General features: G+C 70.1%; 19 protein-coding genes and 1 tRNA gene. 13 read left to right on the top strand and 7 right to left on the bottom strand.

Annotated elements, in window-relative coordinates; translation table 11 throughout:
* Positions 1-155 precede the first annotated feature (155 nt).
* Positions 156-704, bottom strand: coding sequence for a DNA-binding protein (locus ALMP_RS26665; RefSeq protein ID WP_264932827.1), 549 nt, complete (start codon positions 702-704; stop codon positions 156-158).
* Positions 705-889: 185 nt separating this feature from the next.
* Between ALMP_RS26665 and ALMP_RS26670 the strand changes: the two genes are divergently transcribed.
* The 5 genes from ALMP_RS26670 to ALMP_RS26690 all read left to right on the top strand — a co-directional run bounded on the left by ALMP_RS26670 (position 890) and on the right by ALMP_RS26690 (position 6,711).
* Positions 890-962, top strand: a tRNA-Ala gene (locus ALMP_RS26670).
* A gap of 368 nt (positions 963-1,330) precedes the next feature.
* Positions 1,331-2,227 (top strand): peptidoglycan-binding protein, encoded by an 897-nt coding sequence (locus tag ALMP_RS26675; protein WP_375803537.1) that lies wholly within the window; start codon positions 1,331-1,333, stop codon positions 2,225-2,227.
* A 417-nt stretch (positions 2,228-2,644) separates the two neighbouring features.
* Positions 2,645-3,247: an SMI1/KNR4 family protein gene (locus ALMP_RS26680; RefSeq protein WP_264932831.1), complete on the top strand. Its 603-nt coding sequence runs from the start codon at positions 2,645-2,647 to the stop codon at positions 3,245-3,247.
* 161 nt (positions 3,248-3,408) lie between these two features.
* Positions 3,409-4,932, top strand: a complete 1,524-nt coding sequence (locus tag ALMP_RS26685; protein WP_264932833.1) for an ABC transporter substrate-binding protein — start codon at positions 3,409-3,411, stop codon at positions 4,930-4,932.
* Positions 4,933-4,938: 6 nt separating this feature from the next.
* A complete protein-coding gene (locus ALMP_RS26690) occupies positions 4,939-6,711 on the top strand; it encodes an ABC transporter permease subunit (RefSeq protein WP_264932835.1) in 1,773 nt (590 codons plus the stop codon).
* Between the two features lie 183 nt (positions 6,712-6,894).
* Here ALMP_RS26690 and ALMP_RS26695 read toward each other — a convergent pair whose 3' ends face one another.
* Positions 6,895-7,590 carry a DUF5324 family protein gene (locus ALMP_RS26695; RefSeq protein ID WP_264932836.1) on the bottom strand — a complete coding sequence of 232 codons (696 nt, stop codon included), beginning with the start codon at positions 7,588-7,590 and terminating at the stop codon, positions 6,895-6,897.
* A 317-nt stretch (positions 7,591-7,907) separates the two neighbouring features.
* Here ALMP_RS26695 and ALMP_RS26700 point away from each other — a divergent pair, with 317 nt between their 5' ends.
* Both ALMP_RS26700 and ALMP_RS26705 read left to right on the top strand, forming a co-directional pair.
* Positions 7,908-8,435 carry a peptidylprolyl isomerase gene (locus ALMP_RS26700; RefSeq protein ID WP_264932837.1) on the top strand — a complete coding sequence of 176 codons (528 nt, stop codon included), beginning with the start codon at positions 7,908-7,910 and terminating at the stop codon, positions 8,433-8,435.
* A 121-nt stretch (positions 8,436-8,556) separates the two neighbouring features.
* On the top strand, positions 8,557-9,456 hold the full coding sequence (locus tag ALMP_RS26705; protein WP_264932838.1) for a rhomboid family intramembrane serine protease: 900 nt from the start codon (positions 8,557-8,559) through the stop codon (positions 9,454-9,456).
* A gap of 256 nt (positions 9,457-9,712) precedes the next feature.
* Here the strand turns inward: ALMP_RS26705 and crgA are convergent, their stop codons facing one another.
* Complete coding sequence (crgA, locus tag ALMP_RS26710; RefSeq protein WP_264932839.1) at positions 9,713-9,967, bottom strand: cell division protein CrgA; 255 nt, start codon at positions 9,965-9,967, stop codon at positions 9,713-9,715.
* Between the two features lie 141 nt (positions 9,968-10,108).
* Between crgA and ALMP_RS26715 the strand changes: the two genes are divergently transcribed.
* Genes ALMP_RS26715 through ALMP_RS26740 form a run of 6 tightly spaced genes read left to right on the top strand, consistent with a single transcriptional unit; the run spans position 10,109 to position 14,223 of the window.
* Positions 10,109-10,897, top strand: coding sequence for a DUF881 domain-containing protein (locus ALMP_RS26715; RefSeq protein ID WP_264932840.1), 789 nt, complete (start codon positions 10,109-10,111; stop codon positions 10,895-10,897).
* A gap of 26 nt (positions 10,898-10,923) precedes the next feature.
* Positions 10,924-11,601: a class E sortase gene (locus tag ALMP_RS26720; protein WP_264932841.1), complete on the top strand. Its 678-nt coding sequence runs from the start codon at positions 10,924-10,926 to the stop codon at positions 11,599-11,601.
* Positions 11,602-11,605: 4 nt separating this feature from the next.
* A complete protein-coding gene (locus tag ALMP_RS26725) occupies positions 11,606-11,815 on the top strand; it encodes a hypothetical protein (protein ID WP_264932908.1) in 210 nt (69 codons plus the stop codon).
* Positions 11,812-12,450 (top strand): aminodeoxychorismate/anthranilate synthase component II, encoded by a 639-nt coding sequence (locus ALMP_RS26730; RefSeq protein ID WP_264932842.1) that lies wholly within the window; start codon positions 11,812-11,814, stop codon positions 12,448-12,450. Before ALMP_RS26725 ends, ALMP_RS26730 begins: the two co-directional genes overlap by 4 nt.
* Complete coding sequence (locus ALMP_RS26735; protein WP_264932843.1) at positions 12,447-13,448, top strand: class E sortase; 1,002 nt, start codon at positions 12,447-12,449, stop codon at positions 13,446-13,448. Before ALMP_RS26730 ends, ALMP_RS26735 begins: the two co-directional genes overlap by 4 nt.
* Positions 13,449-13,461: 13 nt before the next feature.
* Positions 13,462-14,223 (top strand): class E sortase, encoded by a 762-nt coding sequence (locus ALMP_RS26740; RefSeq protein WP_264932844.1) that lies wholly within the window; start codon positions 13,462-13,464, stop codon positions 14,221-14,223.
* A gap of 128 nt (positions 14,224-14,351) precedes the next feature.
* Here the strand turns inward: ALMP_RS26740 and pknB are convergent, their stop codons facing one another.
* From pknB to ALMP_RS26760, 4 genes are all read right to left on the bottom strand, one after another.
* Entirely contained in the window at positions 14,352-16,337 is a 1,986-nt protein-coding gene (pknB, locus tag ALMP_RS26745; protein ID WP_264932845.1) for a Stk1 family PASTA domain-containing Ser/Thr kinase, read from the bottom strand.
* Between the two features lie 169 nt (positions 16,338-16,506).
* On the bottom strand, positions 16,507-17,979 hold the full coding sequence (locus ALMP_RS26750; protein ID WP_264932847.1) for a penicillin-binding protein 2: 1,473 nt from the start codon (positions 17,977-17,979) through the stop codon (positions 16,507-16,509).
* On the bottom strand, positions 17,976-19,415 hold the full coding sequence (locus ALMP_RS26755) for an FtsW/RodA/SpoVE family cell cycle protein (RefSeq protein ID WP_264932848.1): 1,440 nt from the start codon (positions 19,413-19,415) through the stop codon (positions 17,976-17,978). Before ALMP_RS26755 ends, ALMP_RS26750 begins: the two co-directional genes overlap by 4 nt.
* A 27-nt stretch (positions 19,416-19,442) precedes the next feature.
* Complete coding sequence (locus ALMP_RS26760) at positions 19,443-21,035, bottom strand: Stp1/IreP family PP2C-type Ser/Thr phosphatase (protein ID WP_264932849.1); 1,593 nt, start codon at positions 21,033-21,035, stop codon at positions 19,443-19,445.
* Positions 21,036-21,067: the final 32 nt, after the last annotated feature.

Below are 21,067 nucleotides of genomic sequence, written 5' to 3' on the forward strand. Positions count from 1 at the left end.
CTGTCCCCCGATGAGCGATACGACCCCCGTGTCCCGTCGCGATTCCGCTTGCGTCCGCCGCCCCGGACGCGGAGCACCACCCCCGCTCCGCGCGCCCCCCGAGGCGTCGCCGCCGGCCCGGACCCCGAACCCCCTTCGGTGTCTGGGCCCTCGGATCAGCTCTGGTGGGACTGGTAGTGCGCGACCGCGTCGGAGGTGCGGCCGGCGCCGTACACCCGGAGGAACTCCGCCAGCTCCGGATGGGTCGGGGCGAGGCTGTCGGCCGCTTCTATGATGTCGCCGGCGGCGGCCACCGAGCGCAGCAGCGACTGGATCTCACGGACCACCCGCTTGACCGTGGGCGCCCCCGAGCCGCTCGTCGTCTGCGTGGTGTTGTTGAGCACCGATCCCCCCTGCGACCTCTTGATCTCGTCCATGCGCTCGGTCGCCTCGGCCGCGCTGACGCTGCCGTCCGCGACCTGGGCCGCCAGCTCCTGGAGCAGCTGCACCCGCTGCACCACGGCCGGGTTGCCGATCTTCGCCCGCTGACCGCTCATCAGCTGCGACAGCATCGGCGCCGACAGTCCCAGAACCCCCGCGAGACGAGCCTGGTTCAGGCCAAGATCGTCGATGAGCTTACGGAAGAGCGCCCCCAGCGGCTCCCCGTACCAGTTCCGCTGCAGTTCCCGCGCTCTCGCGGTGGCTTCCTGCTGTGCGGCGTCCATGTGCGTCTCCCCATCGCTTCCCCAAGAAACCGCGGTTCGCTGTAGCGAACCACGCGGAGCATCTTACGGAGAGTGGTCATCTGCGGGGACCCCTAATCCTTTTGCGGGATACGGGGGGTGACCCGGTACTCTGGTCTGCGGCGCCCGTCGGTCCGACGTCGTTCCGGCCGGACGCTTCTCTTCCCGGGGCCTTAGCTCAGTTGGTAGAGCGCTGTCTTTGCATGGCAGATGTCAGGGGTTCGACTCCCCTAGGCTCCACAGCAGAGCCCCTCCGACCTGCGGAAACGCGGCCGGAGGGGCTCTTTGCGTGCCGCGATGCCCCGAAGGGCCGGCTGCCTTCCCCGCTTCCCTCCCGCACGGCGGGTGGCTGCTTTTCGATTGCCTGGACGTCGCGCTTCCGGATTCGGTCACCTCCTGGTGAATCCATGGAGAAAATGTGTTTGAACTCTGAACTGCTCGGCGGGAGAGGCGCAGGCGTGAGTGAACCGACAGGTGCGATATGCCCGGAATGTGGTGCTCCCAGGGCGGCGGACGGCACTCCGGGCTGCTCCTGTGCCCGCCTCGCGTCCGAGGCCCATCGTGACGACCGCGCGGTGCAGGCGGCCGCGGCGGAGGACTTCGATCCGGTGCGTATACGGCCGTTCGTCAAGCTGGGCGACGACGGCGCCGGGGGCGGCGAGGGGCTCGCAGGGCGGGAGGAGGCCGGGATTCCGGCTGAAGCGCAGGCCGGCGCTCAGGCGCAGGGCGAGGCCCAGGTGCAGGGTGAGGCTCAGGCGCAGGCCGAGGCCCAGATGCAGGGCGAGGCTCAGATGCAGGGCGAGGCTCAGACGCAGGCCGGGGCTCAGATGCAGGGCGAGGCTCAGGCGCAGGCCGAGTACGCGTCCCCGGCGGCGCCGCCACCGGGCGCGAGCGCCGTGGATGGGCCGACCGCCCCGCCCGGGCGGCGTCGAGCGGGGTGGGTCGTCGGGCTGGCCGCCGGTGGGGCCGTCCTGATCGTGGGGGGAATCGTCGGCGGGGTCTTCCTCTACGACAGTCCCTCGCGGGACGACTCCTTACCCGAAGGGGTGCGGGCGGGCGTGCCCGAGCAGGCCTCTCGCGGCAGCGCCTCGTCGGCCGGCCCGGCCCCGACGAGCCCTTCGCCGGAGCGTTCCCAGGCCCCGGCTTCCTCGCCGGGTGCGAGTCCGGCCGAGAGCGAGTCGGCCACGGCGTCGGAGTCCCCCGTTCCGACCGGGCCGCCGTCCAGTGCCGGCGCCACCGCCACGGCGACCCCCGCGCCGAGCGGGCCGCCGGCCGGGCAGGACCCCGTCCTCCGCTTGGGCGACGAGGGGCCGGAGGTCGCCGAACTCCAGCTCCGGCTGGGCCAAGTCGGCTTCTATGCCGCAGAAGCCGACGGCGAGTACGACCGCGGCGTCGAGTACGCCGTCCGGGCCTATCAGCTCACCCGTGTCGTCCTCCCGGACGAGTCGGGGGTGTACGGCAGGGCGACCCGGGCGTCCCTCGAGTCCGAGACCTCGGAGCCCTGATCCCGGATCCCGGAGCCGTGGCCCGGATTTTGAGCCCTGATCCCGGATCTCGGAGCCCTGATCCCGGACTTCAGCGATCCCTTCTCCGGCAACCAGTACGCCTGCGTCGGAGGCAACCCGATCAGCAACGTGGCACCGACCACATGTACAGCTACGAGGCGCAGGTCGGGGCCGCCGTCCTGACGGGCCGCAGGTCGAGTACGCCGTGACGCCGCGTTACGTCGGCGACCGCACGGTTCCGTTCGGCTTCCAGGTGACGCCTATGGAACCAACCCGGATGGAACACCCTGAATCCAGATCAATCAGCACATTCCGAATACGCTCAAGGGGCAGAACCTCGGACTGTTCGTCGATCCCGGCAGCGGCGCCGCCGCTCCCATCGGAGCCACGCCGTGACGGGATCTCACGGAGGAAGAAGTGACCGCGATGAATGAACTGGCGACGCTGCGGCGGCTCATGCCCCCCACGGCCGAGAGCGACACGGTGGTCGACTGGGAGCGCATGACCGCGTCCTGGGGGAGGCCCTTCCCGTCGGACTACCGGCGGTTCCTCGACGAGTACGGAGAGGGGGCGGCCGCGAACTACCTGAGCATCGTGAAGCCCGAGCCGCGCGAGGGGCAGCCCGAACCGGACGGCATGCGCGTCGAGTCGCTGAACGCCGAGGACGCCTGGGCCGTGGGGCGCAAGTCGCCCGAGCTGGAGGGCACGTCCCCGCGCCTGCTCGCGTGGGCCGTGGACGCCGACGCGGACATCCTCTGCTGGGACACCTCGGGCGACGACCCCGACGCCTGGCCCGTCCTGCTGTTCAACCGGGACGACAGGCTGTGGACCCGGCACGACTGCGGGGCCGTCGCGTTCCTGGTGCGCGTCCTGCGGGCGGACTACCCCGAATGCCCCCTGGGCGGCCTGGCGTTGTGGGGGAAGGACCACGTGCGGTACCTCAACGACAGCGAGTACCGGCGCCTTCGGGGGACGGGCGTCGACCCGTGGACGGGCGAGCGGATGGCGTCCATGGGGTGAGGCCGGTGGTGGCCGCGCGGTGAACCCGGTGATGTCCGTTGGTTGAGGTCTCACCTACCTGGCTGTGGGTTGGGTAAGGCTTGCCTTATATGCTGGCGCGGCCCTGGCCCTCGCCCCCGTGCTCCCGGGGCAAGCCCGTCCCCCCGCACGACAGGACCACCATGCGTACCACCTCCCGAGGCCTCATAGCGGCGCTTGCCCTCACCCCCCTGCTGGCCGGCTGTTTCGTCTCCGACGAGGGTGGCGCCGACACCGACGGCGCGGGGGGAGCGGACGGGCGTCTCCGGGTCGCGCTCGCGGTGCCCCCGGTCCAGGCGCTGTCGCCGTACAGCAACGACGCCACCGTGCTGAGCAAGCTCTCCGTGGCCGAAGGACTCACCGCCCTGAACAAGGACGGCGCCGCCGCGCCCGCGCTGGCCGAGTCCTGGACCCGGAAGAACGCCACGACCTGGACCTTCGAACTGCGCAAGGCCACCTTCCAGGACGGCACCCCGGTCACCGCCGAGTCGGTCGTCAACGCTCTCGACCACGCGGGCGCCGCGAAGACCAAGCCCCGCGTCCTCAGTGACGTCACCCTGACCGCCAAGGCCGACGACGCCGACACCGTCACCATCACCACCCAGAACTCCGACCCGGTCCTCCCGCTGCGCCTGGCCAGCCCCGCCCTCGGCGTCCTCGCCCCCAAGGCGTACGCGAAGGACGGCACCGTCAGCCCCATCGGCACCGGCACCGGCCCCTTCGAGATCACCAAGCTCACCGGCAAGACCAAGGCCACCCTCGAACGCTTCGACGATCACTGGGGCGGCAAGGCCAAGGCCTCCGGCATCGACGTCAGCTGGATCGCCGACGGCACCGCCCGCGCCAACGCCCTGCGCAGCGGCGACGTCGACATCGCCGAGTGGATCCCCACCGCCCAGGCCGCTCTGCTCGACGCCGGCACCCGTCACGAGGTGCCGTCCGTGCGCACCGACAGCCTGATCCTCAACACCCGCGCCGGCCTGTTCACCGACCCCGCCCTGCGCGCCGCCGCCCGCGCGGCCGTCGACGGATCCGCCCTCGTCGGCTCGGTCTTCGGCGGTTACGCCGACCCCGCGCAGGGCCTGTTCGGGCCCGCCGTCCCCTGGGCGGCCGGCAAGCGCGTCGCGGTCACCGGCCGCGCCCAGGCCGCCACCACCGCGCAGGTCCGAGCCAAGACCAAGGACAAGACCCTGCGCCTGGCCACCTACACCAACCGCGCCGAACTCCCTGAGGCCGCGACCGTCCTCCAGCAGCAGCTGGAGAAGGCCGGGTTCACGGTGAAGCAGGACGTGCGCGAGTACACGCAGATGGAGGCCGACCTCCTCGCGGGCAAGTACGACGCGCTCGTCTTCTCCCGGGTGACGCTCCTCGACACCGGTGACGCCGTCGCCTACCTCGCCAGCGACTACACCAGCAAGGGCGTCTACAACATCGCGGGACTGAAGGACGCCAAGGTCGACCAGGCCATCAAGTCCGCCGCCGAGGAAGGCGACATGGCCGCGCGGCAGCGGAAGATCATGGCGGCCGAGGCGGAGATCCTGCGCACCGACGCCGTCGTGCCGCTGGTCCACGAGAAGGTCGTGCAGGGCATCGCCCCCGAGGTCGAGGGCGTCCTCCTCGACCCCCGCGAGCGCTCCCTCGTCGACGTCGACACACACCTGAAGTAGCCGCCGATGAGCGCCACGTCGCTCGGTGCCGGGCCCCACCCGCCCCGGTGGGGGGCCGGCGCCGGCCGCATCGTCGCCGGGGCCGCCCTGCTCACGGCCGTGGCCCTGCTGCCCTGGCTGTCGCGGACCGACCCCGCGCTGACGGTCCTGCGGGCCCGCTCCGCCGACCAGGACCCCACCCCCGCCCAGCTCGCCGCCGTGCGCGAGCAACTCGGGCTGGACGACGGGCCCCTCGCGCACCTCGCGCGGTGGCTGGGCGGTCTGCTGCGCGGGGACGCGGGCACCTCCTGGGTGTCGGGCGAACCCGTCCTGCCGCAGGTGACGTCCGCGTTCGCCGTCTCGCTCACCATGATGCTCGGCGCCCTGGCCGTCACGGTCGTGGTCGCCGCGCTGGTCTGCGCCCGCACCCTCCACCTCGGATCCCGGCGCCGGCTGCGGCGGGCCCGGGCGGGCACCGCCGCCGCCGTCCTCGCCGCACTGCCCAAGTTCCTGCTCGCCTCACTGCTCGCCACAGTGTGCGGGGTGTGGCTGGGCTGGTTGCCGTCCCAAGGCTGGGAAGGACCGTCGTCGATGGTGCTGCCCGCGCTCGCCCTCGGCTTGCCCTCGGGGGCGATGATCGGCGGCCTCCTCGACCAGTCGCTGCCCGGCGCCTTCCAGGAACCCTGGGCACGCACCTGGCACGCGTTCGGGTTCTCCCCCGGCCGCATCGCCCGCACCGCGCTGCGCCGCACCCTGCCCGCGGTGCTCCCCCAGCTGCTGCCGACCGTCGTGGCCCTGGTCGGCGGTGCCGTCGCCGTGGAGAAGATCTTCAACATCCCAGGCCTCGGACGGCTCGCCCTGGACGCCGCCATGGCGCAGGACCTGCCGCCGCTCCAGACGGTGACGCTCGTCCTCGTCCTGCTCGGCGTCACCGCCGGGCTCCTCCTCCAGGCCCTGGGCCGCGCCCTCCTCGGCCCCGCCCTGCGCGACGGCGCCCTCACCGCCCCGCCCCCGTCCACCCTCCCCCGGCGGCGCTCCCTGCGCTGGATCGCCTCCTGCTGCGCCGCCGTCCTGCTCACGGCCGTCGTGGCGGGACTGCTGCGCGATCCGCTCCAGGTCGACACCGCCGCCCGGCTGCTGCCCCCGTCGGTCGCGCACCCGCTGGGCACCGACGCGCTGGGCCGCGATCTGCTGGCCCGGCTCGGCCACGGCGCCCTGCGCACCGCCGGTGTCGCCCTCCTGGTGACGGCGGTCAGCGCCGCCGCCGGACTGCTGCTGGGCATGGCCGGGCGGGTGAGCGCCGGTCTCACCGAAGTCGGGTCCACGCTCCCGGCCGTCCTCGCGGGGCTCCTCACCACCGCGGTCACCGGACCGTCCGTCTGGGGCGCCGCCTGTGCGGTGTGCCTCGTCGGCTGGACCCCCTACGCCGCCCAGACGGCAGCCCTGCTCGCCCAGGAACGGGCCAGCGGGCACATGCTCGCCTCGGTCTCCTTCGGCGCCGGCCCGTCCTACCTCCTGCGCCACCATCTGCTGCCCGCGGTCCTGCCCTCCCTGGTGCGCAACGCCCTGCTGCGGCTGCCCACCACCGTCCTGGTCCTGGCCTCCCTCGGCTTCCTCGGCCTCGGCGAGCAGCCACCCACCCCCGAGTGGGGCCGCCTGCTCTCGGAGAACCAGCCCTACGTCGAACTCGCCCCCTGGACCGTCCTCGGCCCCGCGTGCGCGCTCGTCCTGCTCTCCGTCCTCGCGGTGGTCGGCACCGCGACGGGACGCGGCGGCGGGGTCCCGCGCCGTAGACGATGAGGCGGCACAGCGCTCCACCACAGGTGACCTGACCGCACGGGACCCCACCGCCCCTGACCGCACGTGGCCCCACCCGACGTCGCTCCAGACGGCAGCGAAACGTCCCCCGCGGTCTCGCCGGCATCCGCCGAAGCCGGACGAGACAGCAGGGGACGTTTCACGTGAAACAGAGCCCGGTGGGACTCAGCTGCGGTCCTCCTTGTTGGCCGCTTCCTCGTCGGCCTCCTTGGCCTCCGGGTCCAGGACCGCCGGGCCGGTGCCGTCGACCGAGGTCAGCCCGCCACCGGCGGGAACCTCCGTCGCGGCGGGCGGCTCGACCAGCCAGTCCGGGTTGGCCTGCTTGTCCCACCACTTCCAGGCCGCGTAGGCGCCCGCGCCGACGGCGCTCAGCATGGCCATGGACTTGGCGAGCTTGCCCGCCTTCGCCCGCCGCCGGTGCTTGCGCGTCAGCTTCTTGATCTCCTTGGCGGTCACCTGGCCGCGCAGCGCGGCGATCGCGGCTGCGCCCCGGGCGGCGGCCTGGTCCCTCACGGGTAGCGCCGCGGCCATGGCGTGTTCGATCCTGGGCCGGGAGTAGTCGGCTGCCTGCCGGGCGGCCAGGCGCGTACGGACGGCCGCCTCATGTGCGGCCAGGTCGACCTTGGGCGGGACGTGTGCCCGGGCCTGCTCCAGTCGAGGAGCGACATGGGCGCCGTACTGGACGCGGGCCTGTCCGGCGGCCTGGGACACCTTGGGCGCGAGCCGTACGCGGGCCTCGTGCGCATAGAGCGCGGCCTTCTCCTTGGCCGTGTCGGCGTAGGGCGCCACCACTTCCGCGGCGTGCAGCACGCTGTCCTTCGCCGAACCGGTCGCGGCGCGCACGCTGTCGATGCGGGTCACGGGTTCCTCCTCCTCGGTGGCGTACGGTATTTCGACTTTCCACCCTTTTACGGATCATGCCTGCCGACGGCTGCCGGGGCATGCGCGGACGGGCATACGGGTGCCGAACGTCCCGAGTTGTCTTGATGGGATACAAGAGCGGATGAATACGGGGCAACGGGAGCTTGCCGTCGACAATGCCACGGATCGGCCCGGCCCGCTCCCGCCGGAGGACGACACGGGTGTATTTCTGTGGCATCCGAGGTGGCCGCCGGGCGACGTACGGCGCGGGTCGTGCGAGGATCAGGGGGTCACGGAAAGACAACGGAAGGCAGATCGTGGCCGAGCAGCTGTACGCCACCCTGAAGACCAACCACGGCGACATCGAGGTCCGGCTCTTCCCGGACCACGCCCCCAAGACGGTCAAGAACTTCGTCGACCTCGCCACCGGCGGGCGCGAGTGGGTCAACCCGGAGACGGGCGAGAAGACCACGGCGAAGCTCTACGACGGCACGGTCTTCCACCGGGTGATCAGCGGATTCATGATTCAGGGCGGTGACCCGCTGGGCAACGGCACCGGCGGTCCCGGCTACCAGTTCGAGGACGAGTTCCACCCGGACCTGCGCTTCGACAAGCCCTACCTGCTGGCCATGGCCAACGCGGGTCCGGGCACCAACGGCTCGCAGTTCTTCATCACGGTCTCCCCGACCGCCTGGCTGAACCGCAAGCACACCATCTTCGGCGAGGTCGTCGACCAGGCCGGCCAGAAGGTCGTCGACGCCATCGCGGGCACCCAGACCAACCCGCGTACCGACCGCCCGCTCAAGGACGTCGTCATCGAGTCGGTCGTCGTCGAGAAGCGCTAGTACCGGCCGCACCGGCGCCGGTCATCCGGGACGCACGGTTCCCCCAGGGGAACCAATTGCCCCGCTCGTCCGTAAGGATGAGCGGGGCAAAGCCTTGCATACGACGACGTTGGGGGACCCCATGGACCAGGCGCCAGGCAGTCGACAGGACGACGCGCACAACGGCCTGCCCGCCTGCTACCGCCACGCCGACCGTGAGACCGGCGTGCGCTGCACCCGCTGCGAGCGCCCCATCTGCCCGGAGTGCATGGTCAGCGCCTCGGTCGGCTTCCAGTGCCCGGAGTGCGTCCGCAGCGGCTCCGGTACCGGCCACGCCCCGTCGGCGTCCCGGCCCCGCACCCTCGCGGGCGGCACGCTCACGGACGACCCCCGGCTGCTCACCAAGATCCTCATCGGCCTCTGTCTGGCGGCGTACCTGGCCCAGATGTCGATGGGCGACAGCTTCACCGACCGCTTCGACCTGATCGGCCGCGCGATCATGCCGGCGCTGGGCTTCGGTGAGCTCCAGGGCGTGGCCGAGGGTCAGTGGTACCGCATGCTGACCTCGATGTTCCTGCACGGCAGCGTCATCCACATCCTCTCCAACATGCTCAGCCTCTGGTGGATCGGCGGCCCCCTGGAGGCGGCCCTGGGACGCGTGCGCTTCCTCGCGCTGTACGTGGCCTCCGGGCTGGCCGGCAGCGCGCTGACGTATCTGATCGCCGAGCCCAACCAGCCCTCGCTCGGCGCCTCGGGCGCCATCTTCGGCCTCTTCGGTGCGATGGCCGTCCTGGTGCGCCGACAGCGCTACGACATGCGGCCGATCATCGCCCTGCTGGTGATCAACCTGATCATCACCTTCGGCTGGAGCGGCATCGCCTGGCAGGCCCACGTGGGCGGCCTGGTCGCCGGTGTCCTGATCGGCTACGGCATGGTCCACGCACCCCGCGACCGCCGCTCGCTGGTGCAGTTCGGCACCTGTGCGCTGGTGCTCGTGGCCGTCGTGGTGACGACCCTCCTGAGGACCGCCCAGCTCACCTGAGCGCCCGTTGTCCACAGCGTGTACCCGATCCTGTGCACACTGTGCGGGAACAGCTGTGCCCCCTGTCACCGACCTGTGTTTCCGCAGGTCAGGCAGGGGGCGAACAGGTTTTCGACGCCCGGTGGTTCTGTCACACCGGCGTCAACACCCGGCAGGTTATCCACAGATGGTCGTTCTTTTTCCCCACTGTGGAAAACGGCTGTGGATAACTCAGTGGATAGCCCTGGGCAGAGCTGTGTTCACCGGGAGGTGGCCGCTACTTCCACTGGGTCGAGACGCCGAATCCGGCGGCGATGAAGCCGAAACCGACCACAATGTTCCAGTTGCCCAGCTTGTCGATGGGCAGTGATCCGTCGGTCACGTAGAACACGACGATCCAGGCCAGCCCGATGAGGAACATGGCCAGCATCACCGGCGCGACCCAGGCGCGGCTGTTCAGCTTGATCGCGGTCGCCTGCTTCGCCGACGGCGGCGTGTAGTCGGCCTTCTTGCGGATACGTGACTTCGGCACGAGGGTCTCTCCTGTCGATGCGCTGCGTGGCCGCGCAGGGAACTGGGTCGGGCTCGGGGCAGCGTACAAGGGGACACTGAGCGCTCCCCCGGGCGTCCGTTAGCGTAGTGCTTCTACGGCGCCGAAGGAGATAAGGGTACGTTGAGCAATTCTGCCGACTTCCCCGGGACGGGTTCAACGGGTTCCGCACCTCCGCCTCGACGTCGTCTCCGGCCGGTGCGGGTACTCACGGCGGGTGTCTTCGCCCTCGCGGGGCTCCTCTTCGTCACCAGCTTCAACACGGCCAAGGGCACCGACCTCCGTACGGACGCGTCCTTGCTGAAGCTGTCCGACCTGATCCATGAACGCAGCCGGAAGAACGGCGAGCTGGACGAGTCCAACGCGGCCCTGCGCGACCAGGTCGAGTCGCTGGCCCAGCCCGACGACGGCCGCACCACGGCCGAGGCCGAGAAACTCGCCGGGCTGGAGAAGGACGCGGGCACCCAGGAAGTCAAGGGCCGGGCGATCACCGTCACGCTCAACGACGCCCCGCCCGACGCCACGGCCAAGCTCCCCGGCTACCCCGAGCCGCAGCCCGACTACCTGGTCATCCACCAGCAGGACCTCCAGGCCGTGGTGAACGCGCTCTGGCAGGGCGGCGCGAAGGGCATCAAGGTCATGGACCAGCGGCTGATATCCACCAGCGCCGTGCGCTGCGTGGGCAACACCCTGATCCTCCAGGGCCGCGTCTACTCCCCGCCGTACAAGATCCAGGCCGTGGGGGACCCGGAGAAGCTCCAGCAGGCCCTCGCCGACTCCCCGGCGATCCAGAACTACATGGTGTACGTCAACGTCTACGGGCTCGGCTGGAAAGTCACCGAGGACGGCACGGTGACTCTGCCCGGCTACTCCGGCACAGTGGACCTGCACTACGCGAAGCCAGTGGAGTAGAAGCCCGCGCCTTACGGGAGCCGCCGGTGCGTGTGATCGTCCGGACCGTCAGCGAGCTGTGCGTCACCGTCGGCACCGTGATCGTCCTCTTCGTCGTCTACGTGCTCTTCTGGACCGGCGTGCAGGCCGATCACCTCATGGGTGACCAGATCGACCTCCTCCAGGACCAGTGGGAGCGGCAGCCCGCGGTCACCGCCGGCGCCTCCGCGAGCCCCGCCCCTCCGGCGCCGTACCGCAGCGGGAAGCCCTTCGCGATCATGTACATCCCGCGGCTCGGTTTCACGTGGAACAAACCGGTGCTCGAAGGGACCGCCACCGGCACCCTGAAGAAGGGCCTCGGCCACTACGCGGGCACCGCGCGGCTCGGGCAGACCGGCAACTTCTCGGTCGCCGGCCACCGCCGCACCCATGGCGACCCGTTCAAGGACTTCCCGAAGCTGCGGCGCGGGGACGCGGTGGTGCTCAACGACGGCACCACCTGGTTCACGTACCGCATCGACAAAGGCCCTTACAGAACAGTTCCCACCGACATCGAGGTGATCGACCCTGTGCCACGTAAGTCGGGGTATACGCGTCCCGGACGCTATCTGACGCTGACCACGTGCGACCCCGAGTGGGGCCACAGTCACCGCCTGATCGTCTGGGCGCACCTGGACTCCACTCAGCCTGTGGACGCAGGCGAACCGGGGGCTCTACGCCGTTAGTCTGGTGGCGTACGGCGAGAGTCTGGTGCCGTGGTGCGACGGAAGGGACGGCATGTACGGCTGGATCTGGCGGCATCTGCCGGGAAACGTGTGGCTGAAGACGCTGATCTCCCTCGTGCTGGTGCTGACTGTCGTCTATGTCCTGTTCCAGTACGTCTTTCCGTGGGCCGAACCGCTGCTTCCCTTCAACGATGTGACGGTGGACAACCAGTGAGCGCACGCATTCTCGTCGTCGACAACTACGACAGCTTCGTCTTCAACCTGGTCCAGTACCTGTACCAGCTGGGCGCCGAGTGCGAGGTCCTGCGCAACGACGAGGTCTCCACGACCCATGCGCAGGACGGTTTCGACGGCGTCCTGCTGTCGCCGGGCCCGGGCACCCCCGAGGAGGCGGGCGTCTGCGTCGACATGGTCCGCCACTGCGCGACGACCGGCGTGCCCGTCTTCGGTGTCTGCCTGGGCATGCAGTCGATGCAGGTGGCGTACGGCGGTGTGGTGGACCGCGCGCCGGAGCTGCTGCACGGCAAGACCTCGCTGGTCGAGCACGAGGGCAAGGGTGTCTTCGCCGGCCTGCCCTCCCCGTTCACCGCGACCCGCTACCACTCCCTGGCCGCCGAGCCGGGGACCGTCCCGTCCGAGCTGGTGGTCACCGCGCGGACGCGGGACGGCATCATCATGGGTCTGCGCCACCGTGAACTCCCGGTCGAGGGCGTGCAGTTCCACCCGGAGTCGGTGCTGACCGAGCACGGGCACCGGATGCTGGCCAACTGGCTCGTGGAGTGCGGCTACCAGGACGCGGTCGCGAGGTCGGCGGGGCTCGCCCCGGTGGTGGGCAGGGCCACGGCGTGACGGCACTGCGCCCCGAGCGCGAGGATCTCTACGGCGGTCCGCCGTACGACCCTCCCATCGACGAGGAGACGGTGGCGCTGCGGATCCCGCCGCCACCGGAGTCGGTGTTCGGCGGCGAGTCCATATCCGCCTCTGGCGCCGCTCCAGCCTCTCCGGCCTCCCCGAGCACACCCGGTGGCCGTGCGGCCCGCAGAAAGGCCGCCAAGCGCCGTCACGGGCGCCACGGCGGCGCCTCCGAGGTGACGGCACAGCCCGAGACAACGGCGCGGTCCGAGGAGCGGCCGCTGTCCCGGGTGGAGGCCCGACGGCAGGCGCGGGCCCGTAAGCCTGGCGCCGCGGTGGTCGCGAGCCGCGCGGTCGGCGAGATGTTCATCACCACGGGTGTGCTGATGCTGCTGTTCGTCACCTACCAGTTGTGGTGGACGAACGTCCGGGCGCACGCGCAGGCGGACCAGGAGGCCAGCAGCCTCCAGGACGACTGGGCGAACGGCAAGCGCAACCCGGGCACCTTCTCGCCCGGCCAGGGCTTCGCCATCCTGCACATCCCCAAGCTGGACGTGGTCGTGCCGATCGCCGAGGGCATCAGCAACAAGCGGGTCCTCGACAAGGGCATGGTCGGCCACTACGGCGAGGGCAAGCTGAAGACGGCCATGCCCGACGCCAAGACCGGCAACTTCGGCCTCGCGGGGCACCGCAACACGCACGGCGAACCGTTCCGCTACATCAACCGGCTCCAGCCCGGCGACGACATCGTCGTCGAGACGCAGGACGACTACTACGTCTACAAGATGGCGTCGATGCTGCCCGTGACCGCGCCGAGCAACATCAGTGTCCTCGACCCCGTGCCGCCGGACTCCGGGTTCACCGGGCCGGGCCGGTACATCACGCTGACGACGTGCACGCCGGAGTTCACCAGCAAGTACCGGTTGATCGTCTGGGGCAAGATGGTCGAGGAACGGCCGCGCAGCAAGGGCAAGCCGGATGCGCTCGTCGAGTAGGGGCAGATGAACCGTGGCAGCGACCACCGACGGCACTCAGCACGAAGAGCACACCGACGCGTCCCCAGCCGCGTCCCCGCCCGCGCGCCGGCGCCGCGGGGGCGGCCGGATCGCCCTGGTGATCAGTGTCTTCGGTGAACTCCTCATCACGGCCGGGCTGGTGCTCGGCCTGTTCGTCGTCTACTCCCTGTGGTGGACCAACGTCCTCGCCGACCGCGAGGCGGACCAGCAGGGTGACAAGGTCCGCGACACCTGGGCGAGGGAGGACACCGGTCCGGGCGCCCTCGACACCAAGGACGGCATCGGCTTCCTGCACGTGCCCGCCATGAAGAACGGCGAGGTCCTGGTGGAGAAGGGCACCTCGTCGAAGATCCTCAACGACGGCGTGGCCGGCTACTACACCGACCCCGTCCAGGCCACGCTCCCCACGAGCGGCAAGAACGGCAACTTCTCCCTGGCCGCCCACCGCGACGGCCACGGCGCGAAGTTCCACAACATCGACAAGCTGAAGCAGGGCGACGCGATCGTCTTCGAGACGCGGGACAACTGGTACGTCTACAAGGTGTACTCGATCCTTCCCGAGACCTCGAAGTTCAACGTGGAGGTCCTCGGCGCCGTCCCCAAGGAGTCCGGCAAGAAGAAGGCCGGCAAGTACATCACCCTGACGACCTGCACGCCCGTCTACACCAGCCGCTACCGGTACGTGGTGTGGGGCGAGCTGGAGCGCGTGGAGAAGGTGGACGCGGACCGCACGCCGCCGAAGGAACTGCGCTGACCCGTGGAACCGAGCAAGGGCCCTACCGGTGAACTCCGGTAGGGCCCTGCTTCGTCGTGCGGCGGGCGGCAGGCCCGCCCCTCACCGCGGGGGCCGACGGGCGGCAACCCGCCGGTCACCGCGGGCGGCTAACCGCTGGTCCCTCCGAAGAAGATGGTTCCGCCGTTGTTGCCGCCGTTGTTCCCGCCGTTGTTGTTGACGGTGATCAGGTTGACGGTCTGCCCGCGGTTCACCGTGCTGCCGGGAGCCGGGTCGGAGGTCAGGACGACGGCGTTGTCGTCGCTGCTGCCCTGGATGTTGCCCACGTTCAGGCCCGTGTCCTGGAGCGCCTTCTTGGCGTCCTTCAGGCTCATGCCCTGGAGGTTGCCCGGGACCTGGACCTGCTGGTTCTCGGGCGCCTTGCCGATCTGGATCTGCACCGTCGAGCCCTTGGTGATCTGCTGGCCCGCCGACGGGGTGGTCTGGATGACCTTGCCCACCTGGTTCGGGTCCTGGGTCTCGACATCGGTGCAGTTGCCGACCAGGTCGCTCTGCTCCATCTGCGCCTTGGCGTCGTCACAGGACTTGCCGAGGACGTCGGGGACGGTGGCCTTCGCCTCCGCCTTGGCGATGGTCAGGGTGATCGGGGAGCCCTTCTCCACCTCCGTGCCGAGCTCCGGGTTCTGGGCGAGGACCGTGCCCGGCTCCTCGCTGGAGACCTCTTCCTTCGTCTCGACGACCAGCTGGTACTTGTCGCCCTCGAGCTCGGACTTCGCGTCCTCCAGGCTCTTGCCGAGGACACTGGGCACCGCCACCTTGGGCGCACCGGTCGAGACGACGATGGTGACCGTTTCGCCCTTTTTGACGTTGGAGCCGGCCGTCGGCGTCTGGGAGCAGACGCTGTCCTTCGGCGTGTCCTCACAGGGTTTCGCCGTGGACACCAGCTTCAGCTCGACATTCTTGGCCATCGTCTCGGCACGGGCCTTGGTCTGCCCGACGAAGTTCGGGGCCGCGAACGGCTTGTCGCCGGTGTTTCCGCTGAAGGCCCACTTGCCGATGAGGATCGCGCCGACGAGCACCAGCACGGCCGCCACGACCAGCAGGATCGTCGACGTGTTGTTCTTCTTCTGGCGGCGCCGGTCGGGGCGGTCGTCGTAGCCGTAGCCGCCGTCGTCCGGGCTCATGGGCGGCAGCATCGTGGTGGCGCCCGCGTCGGCGCGCAGCGCCGTCGTCGGCTGGTCGTCCGGGTAGCCGCCGTAACCGACCGAGCCCATCGCCGCCGTGGCCGCGACCGGCTGGCCGTCGAGGCAGGCCTCGATGTCGGCACGCATCTCGTCGGCCGACTGGTACCGGTAGTTGGGGTCCTTGACCAGGGCCTTCAACACGATCGCGTCCATCTCGGGCGTGATCTCGGGGTCGAAGACGCTGGGCGGCTGCGGCTCCTCACGGACGTGCTGGTAGGCCACGGCCACGGGGGAGTCGCCGACGAACGGCGGGCGGACGGTCAGCAGCTCGTACAGGAGACAGCCGGTGGAGTACAGGTCGGACCGGGCGTCGACCTGCTCGCCCTTGGCCTGCTCCGGGGACAGGTACTGGGCGGTGCCGATCACCGCGGCCGTCTGCGTCATCGTCATGCCGGCGTCACCCATGGCGCGGGCGATGCCGAAGTCCATCACCTTGACCTGGCCGTTGCGCGTCAGCATGACGTTCGCCGGCTTGATGTCGCGGTGGACGATCTGGTTGCGGTGGGCGTATTCCAGGCCCTGGAGGATGCCGATGGTCATCTCCATGGCCCGCTCCGGCAGCAGCTTGCGGCCGGAGTGCAGCAGCTCACGGAGTGTGGAGCCGTCGACGTACTCCATGACGATGTACGGGATCGAGACCCCGTCGATGTAGTCCTCGCCCGTGTCGTAGACCGCGACGATCGCGGGATGGTTGAGCGAGGCGGCCGACTGGGCCTCCCGGCGGAACCGGGCCTGGAAGGAAGGGTCGCGCGCGAGGTCGGCGCGCAGCGTCTTCACCGCCACGGTGCGTCCCAGGCGCGTGTCATGCGCGAGGTAGACCTCGGCCATGCCACCACGGCCGAGCACGTGGCTCAGCTCGTACCGGCCGCCGAGGCGACGCGGCTCTTCCATAGCTACCTACCAGCCCTCTCCGTCGGTCCCGACCGGCACACGTGTGCGGTCGAAGGCTGCCGTCCGGGCATACCGTACCCGGACGGCGCGTCGTGACCTGGCCGAGCGCGTCACCCGATACAGGACCGGTATCGCAACGTGCACCGATGCGTAGGCGACGTGATCGGGGTCACTTCTTGCTGTTGATGACTGCCTTCATCACGTCCCTTGCGATCGGGCCGGCGAGGCCGCCACCGGAAATGTCGTCCCGGTTGGCCGCGCCGTCCTCGACGACCACGGCGACGGCCACCGGCGCGCTGCCGTCGGACAGCTTCGCGTAGGAGATGAACCAGGCGTACGGCTTCTCGCTGTTGTTCAGGCCGTGCTGGGCGGTACCGGTCTTGCCGCCGACGGTGGCGCCGGAGACCTTGGCCTTCCCACCGGTGCCCTGCGGGTCGTTGACGACCGACTCCATCATCTTCTGGAGCTTCTGCGCGGTCTCCGAGGAGACGGCCTGGGACAGCTCCTGCGGCTCGGTCGTCTCGATGGTGTCGAGGTTCGCGGCCTTGAGCTGGTCGACCATGTACGGCTTCATCAGCTTGCCGTCGTTGGCGATGGCCGAGGCCACCATGGCCATCTGCAGCGGGGTGGCGCGGTTGGAGGCCTGCCCGATGCCGTCCATGGCGTTCTGCGGCCTGTTGTCCTCGGGGTAGATGCTCTCGGCGGCGCGGACCGGGGTGTCCAGCTCCTTGTTGTTGTAGCCGAACTTCGCCGCCTGCTCGATCATCTTCTCGTTGCCGACGGTGTCGGCCATCTTCGCGAAGACGGTGTTGCAGGACACCATGAGCGCGTACCGCAGTGTGGCGTTCTCGCACTCACCGTGCTGGTTCTTGAGGTCGGTCCTGGTCTGCGGCAGCTGGTAGGGGTCCGGCGTCTTCGTGGCGTCGTCGATGTCCGAGACCACGCCGTTCTCCAGCGCGGCGGCCGCGGTGACGACCTTGAACGTCGAGCCCGGCGGGTAGGCCTCGCGCAGGGCCCGGTTCAGCATCGGGTTGTCGGGGTTGTTCTCCTTCTGGACGGCCTTCCAGGCGTCTTCGTCCTTGGAGGAGGTGCCCGCGAACTTCGACGGGTCGTACGACGGGGTGGAGACCAGCGCCAGGATCTTGCCGGTGGACGGCTCGATCGCGGCGACGGCGCCCTTCTTGCTGCCCAGGCCCTTGTACGCGGCCTTCTGCGCGGCGGCGTTGAGGGTGGTGACGACGCTGCCGCCCTCCTTCTTCTTGCCCGTGATCATGTCGAGCGTGTTGCGGAAGAAGAGCCGGTCGTCGTTGCCGGTGAGGATGCCGTCCTCGAGCTTCTCCAGCTGGTTGGCGCCGAACGCCTGCGAGGAGTAGCCGGTGACCGGCGCCCACATCGGGCCGTCCGTCCAGGTGCGCTTGTACTTGTAGTCGCCGCTGGTGTTCTCCACCGAGCCGGTGATGGCCTTGCCCTCGACGATGATGTCGCCGCGCGGGGTGGCGTACCGCTCGATGTTGACGCGACGGTTCTCGTCGTCCGTGGCCAGGTCGTTGGCCTTGGCGTACTGGAGCCAGTTGTCGCGGATGAGCAGCGTGAGGATCAGGAGTCCGCAGAAGATCGCGATCCGGCGCAGGGGCTTGTTCATGACGGGCGGACCACCTGGGTCATCTCGGCGTCGGGGTTGGAGGCGGGGGCGGGCGCCGGCCGGCGCGCGGTGTCGCTGATTCTGATCAGGATGCCGATCAGCGCCCAGTTGGCGATCACCGAGGAACCGCCGTACGCCAGGAACGGCATCGTCATACCGGTCAGCGGGATGAGGCCCATCACACCGCCGGCCACGACGAACACCTGGAGGGCGAACGCGCCGGAGAGGCCGATGGCGAGCAGCTTGCCGAACGGGTCGCGGGCGGCGAGGGCGGTGCGCACGCCGCGCTCCACGATCAGGCCGTACAGCAGCAGCAGCGCCATGACGCCGGCCAGGCCCAGCTCCTCGCCGAAGGTGGCGAGGATGAAGTCGGAGTTGGCGGCGAAGCGGATCAGGTCGGAGTGACCCTGGCCCCAGCCGGTGCCGAGGGTGCCGCCGGAGCCGAACGCCCACAGCGCCTGCATCGCCTGCTCGGAGTGGCCGATCTCGCCCGCGCGGGAGAGCGTGTACTCGCGCATCGGGTCGAGCCAGGCGTTGACGCGCTGCTGGATGTGCGGTTCGAAGCTGGCCACGCCGACGGCGCCGACGGCGGACATCAGCAGACCGAACACGATCCAGCTGGTCCGCTCGGTGGCGACGTACAGCATGATGACGAACATTCCGAAGAACAGCAGCGACGTACCGAGGTCGGTCTCGAAGACCAGGATCAGGATCGAGATCGCCCAGACGACGAGGATCGGGCCCAGGTCGCGGCCGCGCGGCAGGTACAGGCCCATGAAGCGGCGGCTGGCGAGGGCGAGCGCGTCCCGCTTCACCATCAGGTAGCCGGCGAAGAAGATCGCCAGGACGATCTTGGCGAACTCACCGGGCTGGATGGAGAAGCTGCCGACCTGGATCCAGATCTTGGCGCCGTAGATGTTCCGGCCGAGGCCCGGCACCAGCGGCAGCAGCAGCAGGAACAGCGCGCCGACCATGGAGATGTAGGTGTAGCGCTGAAGGACGCGGTGGTCCTTGAGGAAGATCAGCACCACGATGAAGAAGGCGATGCCCATCGCCGTGTACATCAGCTGGCGCGGCGCGGCCGTCCCGGCCTGCTGGATCGACTGGAGCAGCTCGGACTGGTCCAGACGCCAGATGGCGACGAGACCCAGTCCGTTCAGCAGCGTGGCCAGCGGCAGCAGCAGCGGGTCGGCGTACGGCGCGAACTTGCGGACGACGAGATGGGCGACGCCGGCCAGCAGGCCGAGTCCCAGGCCGTAGCTGAGCAGGCCGGACGGCACCTGCTCGTTGATGGCGAGGCCCACGTTGGCGTAGGCGAACACCGGGATGACGACGGCGAACACCAGGAGCGCCAGCTCGGTGTTGCGTCGGCTCGGGGTGCCGATCGACCCGATCGTGGACGTGTGGTGCGTCGGCGTGTTGGTTGTACTGCTCATCGTGTGACAGGGCCTCTCACGGCTTGTCTACTGCTCACCGCACCGCGAGACGACCTTCTGCTCTTCCTCCGAGAGGGTCGGGCCGGGGTTGGGAGTGGCGGTCGCGGACGTGGACGGAGTCGTGGACGGGGAGACCGACTCGCCCGTGGGGGTCGGAGTCGGCGTTGCCTTGGACGTGAGGGAGGTACGGGTGGTTCCCGTGAGGCCTCGGGCCTCACCCTGGGGCGCCTTGGCGTTCTGGCCCTCGGCGGCGCTCGCCTGGGCCTGCTTCTTGCACGCGGAGGCCTGTACGGCCAGTTCGTCGATCTTCTTGCGGGCGGAGGACAGGTCGCCCGCGGGGATCGTCGCCTCGACCTGCTTCTGCTGGTACTCGGGGAGGTACTTGAGTTCGATCTCGGGGTGGTCCTTCTCGACCTTCGACAGCGACACCCAGGCCAGGTCCTGGCTGATGCCGCGGTACAGCGCGAGGTGCTCGCCCTTGGTGCCGACGTAGTACTGGGTCTGCGTCCAGCGCCAGCCGCCGTACAGACCGCCGCCGATGACGGCGAGCGCGAGGACGCTGTACAGCGATCTCTTCAGCCACCTGCGGTTCTTGCGGGGCTTGACGAAGTCGTCGTCGGTGTAGTCGCCGAAGCCGCCGGTGGGGATGAAGCCGGTGACGTCGCCGGAGCCGGGCGGGCCGAACTCCCCGCCGCCGCCCGCGGCGTGCCGGCCCTGGCGGCCGAGGCCGGAGGCGCGGCCGGCCGGGGTCTGCATGATGCCGTTGTCGTGCAGCTGGTGCTGGTTCTCCGCGACGGCGCCGACCACGACGGGCGTGTCGGACAGCTGCCCGGCGAGGGTGTCACCGGTGTCCAGGTCGAGGACGTCCGCGACGATGACGGTGATGTTGTCCGGGCCGCCGCCGCGCAGCGCGAGCTGGATCAGCTCCTGCACGGTCTCCTGCGGGCCCTGGTAGCTGGCGAGGGTGTCCTCGAGCGTCTGGTGGGAGACGACGCCGGAGAGGCCGTCGGAGCAGATCAGATAGCGGTCGCCGGCCCGGACCTCGCGGATCGACAGGTCGGGCTCGACGTGCTCACCGCTGCCGAGCGCCCGCATCAGCAGCGAGCGCTGCGGGTGGGTGGTGGCCTCCTCCTCGGTGATGCGGCCCTCGTCGACGAGCCGCTGCACCCAGGTGTGGTCCTGCGTGATCTGCGTGAGCACGCCGTCCCGCAGCAGGTACGCGCGCGAGTCGCCGACGTGCACCAGGCCGAGCCGCTGGCCCGTCCACAGCAGCGCGGTCAGCGTCGTTCCCATGCCCTCGAGCTGGGGGTCCTCCTCGACCATGGCGCGCAGCTGGTCGTTGGCGCGCTGGACGGCGGCGCCGAGCGAGGTGAGGACGTCGGAGCCGGGCACGTCGTCGTCGAGCGCGACGATCGTGGAGATCGCCTCGGAGGAGGCGACCTCACCGGCGGCGGCACCGCCCATGCCGTCGGCGATGGCGAGCAGGCGCGGACCGGCGTACCCGGAGTCCTCGTTGCCCTCCCGGATCATGCCCTTGTGCGATCCGGCGGCGAAGCGCAGTGACAGACTCATGCCCACCTCGCCCGTCGGCCCCGGGTACAGCCGGTCGTGTCGAGCCACACTGCCCACCCTCCGGTCGGGAGCGCGCCGGG

Source organism: Streptomyces sp. A012304 (assembly GCF_026008495.1).
Lineage (GTDB): Bacteria > Actinomycetota > Actinomycetes > Streptomycetales > Streptomycetaceae > Streptomyces.